Source organism: Acinetobacter sp. UBA3132 (genome assembly GCF_002364825.1).
Lineage (GTDB): Bacteria > Pseudomonadota > Gammaproteobacteria > Pseudomonadales > Moraxellaceae > Acinetobacter > Acinetobacter schindleri.
Genome location: NZ_DEZM01000194.1, coordinates 16,582 through 17,451, shown reverse-complemented (window position 1 = coordinate 17,451; position 870 = coordinate 16,582). Strand labels below are relative to the sequence as shown.

The following is an 870-nucleotide window of genomic DNA, read 5'->3' as shown; positions in this document are numbered from 1 at the left end:
TTCAAAATGTTCCAGATGTTGGTGAAAATCGGTTTCAAACATATTGAAATCGGCTTCCCGTCTGCATCTCAAATTGATTTCGACTTCACCCGTAAATTGATTGAAGAAGGTCATATTCCGGATGATGTTTACATTGAAGTATTGGTTCAGGCACGTGATCATTTGATTGCACGTACCTTCGAATCTTTACAAGGTGCAAAACGCGCAATTGTGCATATCTATAACTCGAACTCACCGACCTTCCGTCAAAAAGTGTTAAATGTGGATGTTGAAGGTGCGAAACAGTTAGCGATCAATGCAGCGCAAAAAGTAAAAGAATATGCAGCGAAACAGCCTGAAACTGAATTTATCTTCCAGTACAGCCCTGAATGTTTCTCTGCAACTGAATTAGAAGTCGCGAAAGATGTCTGTGATGCAGTGACTGAAATCTGGGAAGCATCTCCGACCAACAAAGTCATCTTGAACTTGCCGGCCACTGTCGAAGTCTCTACACCAAACGTGTATGCCGACCAGGTGGAATGGATGCACCGCAACATTGAGCGTCGCGACGGCGTGATCATTTCAGTTCACTGTCATAATGACCGTGGCTGTGGCATTGCAGCGTCTGAATTGGCGATTATGGCGGGTGCTGACCGTGTCGAAGGTTGTGTATTCGGCAATGGTGAACGTACCGGTAATGTGGACGTAGCGGCAATTGCCTTAAACATGTATACCCAAGGTGTTGCACCAGAATTAGATTTCTCGAACATTAACGAAATCATCGCGACTGTTGAAGAATGTACCGGTTTGCCTGTACATCCACGTCATCCATATGCGGGCGATTTGGTGTTTACAGCGTTCTCAGGTTCACATCAGGATGCGATCAAAAAA

The 870-nt window shown here is 44.8% G+C and carries 1 protein-coding gene; it reads left to right on the top strand.

Going from position 1 to position 870, the window contains the following annotated elements:
• Nucleotides 1-870 (top strand): 2-isopropylmalate synthase (locus B4033_RS10690; protein ID WP_286833850.1); only part of this gene is annotated, 870 nt, incomplete at both ends.